This window comes from Methanobrevibacter sp. (assembly GCF_045112895.1).
Classification (GTDB): domain Archaea; phylum Methanobacteriota; class Methanobacteria; order Methanobacteriales; family Methanobacteriaceae; genus Methanocatella.
In genome coordinates this window covers 38,062-44,695 of the sequence record NZ_JBGUIH010000006.1, presented here as the reverse complement: position 1 = coordinate 44,695, position 6,634 = coordinate 38,062, and the positions used below count along the sequence as shown (strand labels likewise).

The 6,634-nt window shown below is 32.9% G+C and carries 3 protein-coding genes; 1 reads left to right on the top strand and 2 read right to left on the bottom strand.

Features of this window, described 5'->3' with window-relative positions; translation table 11 throughout:
* A partial coding sequence (locus tag ACJMLD_RS01655; RefSeq protein WP_405267365.1) for a Cna B-type domain-containing protein occupies nt 1-3,753 on the bottom strand: 3,753 nt, incomplete at its 3' end.
* 983 nt (nt 3,754-4,736) lie between these two features.
* On the opposite strand from ACJMLD_RS01655, the gene ACJMLD_RS01650 reads away from it, so the two are divergent.
* On the top strand, nt 4,737-5,849 hold the full coding sequence (locus ACJMLD_RS01650) for a radical SAM protein (protein WP_405267363.1): 1,113 nt from the start codon (nt 4,737-4,739) through the stop codon (nt 5,847-5,849).
* 148 nt (nt 5,850-5,997) lie between these two features.
* On the opposite strand, the gene ACJMLD_RS01645 is transcribed toward ACJMLD_RS01650, so the two are convergent.
* Nucleotides 5,998-6,540: an AAA family ATPase gene (locus ACJMLD_RS01645; RefSeq protein WP_405267362.1), complete on the bottom strand. Its 543-nt coding sequence runs from the start codon at nt 6,538-6,540 to the stop codon at nt 5,998-6,000.
* Nucleotides 6,541-6,634 lie beyond the last annotated feature (94 nt).

The following is a 6,634-nucleotide window of genomic DNA, read 5'->3' as shown; positions in this document are numbered from 1 at the left end:
TTCAATTACAGTGTTATTCTTCATCAACTGAACAGTCACATTAACAGGTCTGACACCATCCTGGTTATTATTATCAGTCCAAACTTTAACAACAGTAACATTAACCAATTGAATAGTGTGAGTATTATTAATTACAAAATTAATTACAAAATTATTATCATTATATCTGGTAACAGTAACATTATAATCTTCAACTTTCACTTCACTAATGTTATACTCAATTTCTTTACCATTCCTACGAACAGGTAAATTATTGAAAGTATATGTCCAATTATTAGTTGCGTTTAAAGTAGCATTTATAATATTTATATTATCAGCTGACAACCAAACAGTGACATTAAGAGGTCTGACACCATCCTGGTTATTATTATCAGTCCAAACTTTTTTGACAGTTACATTTTTAAGAGGTAGAACCTCAACAGTCGCATTATCTTCTACAACAGTATCATTTTCTTTACAGGTAGCATTTGCAACATTAGTCCAATTACCAACAACTAAAGCAACAGCTGTAATATTGAACAAGAAAGAATCACCGACATTTATAGTAACATTAGATAAAATGCCAGTTACATTATTGTACCTAGTATCATTACAACCTACTACTCTAAATTGAGGAGGAACAACATCAGTAATGTTGACATAGGTCGCATTGAAAGGACCATTATTGGTTACATTGATAGTAAAGACAACACTTTCACCAACATAAACAGGAGTTTCATTAACGGTTTTGTTAATTGTCAAATTCAAACCTTCCATACCGAATAATGCAGTGAAATTATATGCTGCGGTATAGTATGTAGATCCGTAATAAGTTCCATTAACTTCATAGAATCCAACAGGTAATTTTCCTGTCAAATTAAGGCTAATCGTACCATCAATGTCAGTTCTTATATAACCCTCTTCAATAATTTCGTTGGTAAGTGTATTCCTAATTGTGTAATATATGACTTGATTGTTTTCTTTTTCATCTTCGTATAATAACTCACCATCTTCACTTGCTTCCCAACCGTAAACAGGTGTTTGATTTTCTACAGTGGTATTCTTAACATACTCAGTTCCATTATGATAGAACAGATATGAGATATTGCTTATGGTAATATTACTACTTCTATTGAAATCGTGAATAGCGTTAGCAATATTGTCTCCTCCAATATGAGTAATAGTAATGATTACATCATCAACTTCCTTAAAATTGGTAGCGTTTTCAGGATTTATGTCTAAATGATGAGTATAAGCAAGATTGTCATAGAAAGCAGAATCATGGATATACAAAGTGGAATCTTCTACATAAATTGCTGAACCGTTGATAGCTGTGTTATTGGCGAAATACCCTTCTATATCCGCATTTTGAGAGTCAGATATATGGAAAGCACCACCTTCACCAATATTGTCCGCAAGACTTTCACCAGTAGCATGGTTATTAGTGAAAGTTGAGTTTTTAACTATCAAATTGTTAGCTCCTAGAAGTTGAGCAAATCCACCATTAAGAGCGTTGTTATTGTCAGCATAAATGTCATCGAAATATGTATTTGTACCGTCGACATATAAAGCTCCACCATTATCCTTAGCAAAGTTGTTTGAAATGTTATTGCTGGTGAAATTTGTTCTGTCACCGTGGATATATATAGCACCACCTGAATTGTCAGTGTCTCTTACATGATTAGGCACAGCTGTGTTGTTTATGATAGTGTTATTGAAGAATTTTGCATTGCTTCCATCAATGGATATAGCACCACCCACAGGAGCGGTATTGTATGCAAATAAACTGTTTTCAACAAGAGTATTTTCTCCTATAACATATATTGAACCACCAGCTGAATCGGCAGTGTTATTTACGGAAGTAATATTTTCGAATACTGCATTATCACCAATAACATGGAACCCCGCACCTAAACCTGAATGTTCAGGATTACCATCACATACTGCAGTATTATACTTGAGTGTTGAATCAATGATTTGAGTATTTTCACCTTCTACATAAGCACCTGCACCATTGGCAGCAGTGTTATCGATAAAGGTTGAATTGGTAATTTTTGTATTTGAACCTTCGATGTATACTGTACCATTGACAGCAGAGTTATTATAATAGGTTGAATTTTCAACAATAGTGCCTGAACCATGAATGTACATAGCAGCACCATCATTTGAAGCAGTATTGTTCTCAAAAACTGTATTTATGATTTTGGTATTATTACCCCATACATAAATAGCACCTGCATTACCATTAGGGTAAGAGGAACCATTATTGGTTTCAGTACCTGTTTGACCTTCAATTCTTGCACAATTATTCTTAAAGGTACAATTTTCAATGGTCATATTATTTCCTTCAATATTATAACCCAAGAATGCATCATGGTGATACTTGATTCCACCAACCATAATAGCTGCACCTTGTCCACCGGTGTTGTTGGTGAAGTTGGAGTTTCTTATAATTACATTGTTGTGGCTTATTCCAAGTGCGCCACCATATTCGCCTGTTGATGTACAATTAATAAAATTACAGTTATCAAGCACTTGAGGTTCTGTAATAAAGTCATGCTGGAGATCACCATCACCTGTGTAATTTCCATGTATATAAACTGCAAACCATCGAGAAGTAATATTGATAAAATTACAATCAGTTAAACTACTTGCAACGCGTTCAGCACCACCTGCGTATTCATCTGAAATACAAAAAGCACCACCGTGATTAGCAGAGCTTGTATTAATAAAGTTACATTTTTCCAGTTTTGCACCAAAGAGTACACCTAACTGACCGGAACCGTCGCCCATATCATGATTACCACCACCAGTATAAGTTTGTCTACAGTTGGTGAAATTACAGTTAGTTAGAGGTACTGGATTACCAGGGGTATTTTCACCCACCTCGTGACATCCATATATGAAAAAAAGATGCTCATATGACTCAAGATTATTAAAAACACAATCTGTCAAAGACCCACTGTTGAAAGAAAACATTCTCCCTGTAGTTCTTATATTTTCAAAAGTAACGTTCACTAAATTTAAACCAGAAGATCTAACATAATATCCATTCTGTGGGTTACCCCTGAAGGTCATTGCAATGTCAGTCTGTCGATTTGTTCGAAGTGTAGCCATTTGATTTGGTTGATTTCCACCAACAACCCTAACATTCCTAATTGTATAATCATTCGGAATTGTTTGACCAGTCGAAAATGTACTTACACCAGCAGTTATAGAAGCGGCATTTCCACTATACTCTCTACCATTTAGATAGACTGTACCCCCACCAGTTCGACTACATTCTATAATTGCATTCATAACATCCTGTATTGAATTACCAGTTACAGTTACGTCATTGCCCAGCACAGGCTCATCATTGCTAGCGCCAAGAACTAAATCGCTGTTAATTTTTAAATCACCACTAGCACCAAGAACTATCAAACTTTCATTATCTGCTTCTAAGTCATTCTCAGCACTAAGTATTTCTAAATTTTCATCATCATCAATTTCTACATCATTACTAGCACGCAATAATTTATTTTCATTATTGCTATCTATTTCAATTTCATCTTCACTGGCCGTATCCAATGAATAATCGCCTGTTTCATCTACAGAATCCACAGTTAAAGTGTTTGAAGCCCCTTCGATTGGAGTTACATCAGACATCGATAGAGTGTTTAGTTCACCAGTGTTTTGATCGTATGTTACATTTTCACTTGCCGCCACAAATGAAATCGAAAATATCGTTAAAAATAGCATTAAAGTTAAAAAAATACATCGCTTAAAACGCATAAACTTCTCCTTTTTTAAACAATTAATACTGTTTAACTTTAATTTAATGAAAACTTTTTGCCTTTTTTAATAATAAGAAATATATAGAAAAAAACTTGTGAATACAATAAATGCAAATTAACATTATTGCCTTAATTTGAAACAATGAAAACCCTTTGCGATTCAAAATAATACATAAATATAACAGAAAAAAATAGCGGAATATATACAATAGAATAAATCACTATTGCTTTAACTAATGAAACATTTTGATATAATAATTAAATAATAGAAAAATTTACGGAAACAATACAATAAAATACCTGGCGGCATCCTATAGTATCAATTAGTATATTGATCTTTGACATATATAAATCTTTATATTGCGTTTTGAAAAATCGATGAAAATGCAACAAAATTTTTTAAAAATCAATAAAAAAAAAAGCAGATAATAAATAAAATTTAAATAACTATGATCAACCATCTAAAAACCAATAAATAACTGATTAGACTAGAGTCAATTAATTATTGATTTAAAATAACTGATTAGACTGAAAGTCATTGCCATATCGAAATACAGCAAATAGTTATTTAAACTATTTATTATATGGTTAAAGAACCATTAATCCTTTCTATTTAATTATGCTTGGACCTAAATTAAACAGAAAGTCCGGTTGATCTTTTTTAACAAGGTATATTTCCTTCAACTGAACCATAATAAATATGGTTAAGGCATTGGTCATAAGCCTTTCGATAGGTTCCCAACTAATTGGAAATCCATCTAATTCCGTTTTTTTTCAAGATATTTAATACTATTTTTTAACAAATTTTTCATTAACATACATGCTCTAATTATATCTGCTATAATCCAAACATATATGCAAGTGATATTATTTTTTTCATTTAATATAAAGTTTTTTATTTATTTGTCAATTTGAGGTTACATAATTTGTTCTACATTAAACAAACAATTAAATAATTGAATAAATAAACAATAAAATGATATGTCTACATTAGAAAAGATGAAAATTTTGACAGATTCTGCACAATATGATCTCTGCGATTATGTCAGTCACAACAAAAGTTCGCAGGTAAACCTGCCTGGAATATATGAAGCAATAGGCCATAACGGCTGCAAGATTCCTCTTTTCAAAACATTATTGACAAACAAGTGCAAAAACGACTGCAAATACTGCATTAACCAATCCAGAAGAGACTTCACAAGGTTGGAACTGTCACCTGAAGAGCTTGCAAAGGCATTTCTTGGATACTACAATAGAGGTTTGGTAAACGGACTGTTCCTAAGTTCAGGAATTTCAGGTGATGTAGACTCTACAATGGAAAAGCAGATAGAAACCGTTCATCTACTGAGAAACAAATACGGATATGATGACTATATCCATCTTAAGGTCGTGCCTGGAGCGAGCAAAGACTCGATTAAAAGGGCAATGGCACTAGCTAACAGGGTCAGCATCAATATCGAGGCCGCAACACCTTCAGGTCTTGCTGAACTCTCATCCACAAAAGACTACAATAAGGATATATTGAAAAGGCTATCCTGGATTAACAGCCTGCAGCATAAAAGCACCACATATCCAAATTCTACCCATACTACACAGCTGATTGTCGGTGCAAACAGTGAAAGCGACAGGGAAATATTGAGTAGAATGGAAAAGATATACAAAAAATCGGATTTAAAACGGACATATTTTTCAGCATTCACCCCTATCGAAGAAACTGAATTTTCAAATAGGGAAGCGTGTTCAACCAATAGAACCTCAAAACTATACAATGCTGACAGTTTGCTCAACGATTACCATTACAGTGTCAAAGAATTGGTGTTTGATGAAAACGATAAGCTCTCACTCAATCAAGATCCGAAGATTCTAGCTGCAAAAAACATGGATATATTTCCTGTAGAAATAAACAGCGCACCGTATGTGGAGCTTATAAGGGTGCCGGGAATCGGTGTCAAATCTGCTCGTGAAATAATTTCTATTAGGAAAAAAATGCCATTCTCCAATAAAGAGCAGCTCAGAAAATTAGGGGTTGTAGTTGATAGAGCAGAGCCATATATAAAAATAAGTGGTGAATATCAAACCACATTTGATTTTTAGATTTTTAATTAAAATATTTAATAAATAAATTGATTTTATTTAATTAAAATTATGGTAAAAATAAGTATAAAAATAGAAAATTTTTGTATACAATATATTATTAATTAAATATATTGTCTACTATTTCAAATGTAAATATATAAAAAACTCAGTAATCTTCAAACAAAGCCCATATTTCAGGGTATTTTTTAGCAACGGCTTCTTCAATCAGAAGTGATGCCTCTTTAGAAATACTAAATTCGGGTTCGGTTTTTCTTAAATATCTGAAAACGGCTGATGATCTTGAAGACCACAAGGTAATCCTAGGATTCTTGTCAACAATCTCCTTGACTTCAGCTATATGTTTTTCCTGAATCTTGATTTCTTGTGATGATTGTACGCTTTCTCCGCCACTTTTATCACTACGTAAGTCTTCGGATTCGCCCTTATCCACTTGTACTTCTTCACGCGGTTTAGGTTCTTCAGAGATACCGCTTGTATCGGAATTCGAATTATCTTCTTGATCATTTTCTTCCTCGATTTGTTCAAATATATTCTTTTTATCTTCACTAGATATATCTTCTTCTACTGATATATCCTCTTTTTCATTTAATAAATCTTCAAGAGATTGAGTAGAATTACTGTCAAAATCTTCATTATAATAATCGGGAATTAATGAAGCCAATCCTTTTCCAAGACCTTTCCTAGCCATTATTTACCTCCCATACTCCTTTCCAAATTTCTTTTAACCATCTTATATTGACTTTTGCCTTTCTTATCAATATTATTTCTAGCTTCATTCAATT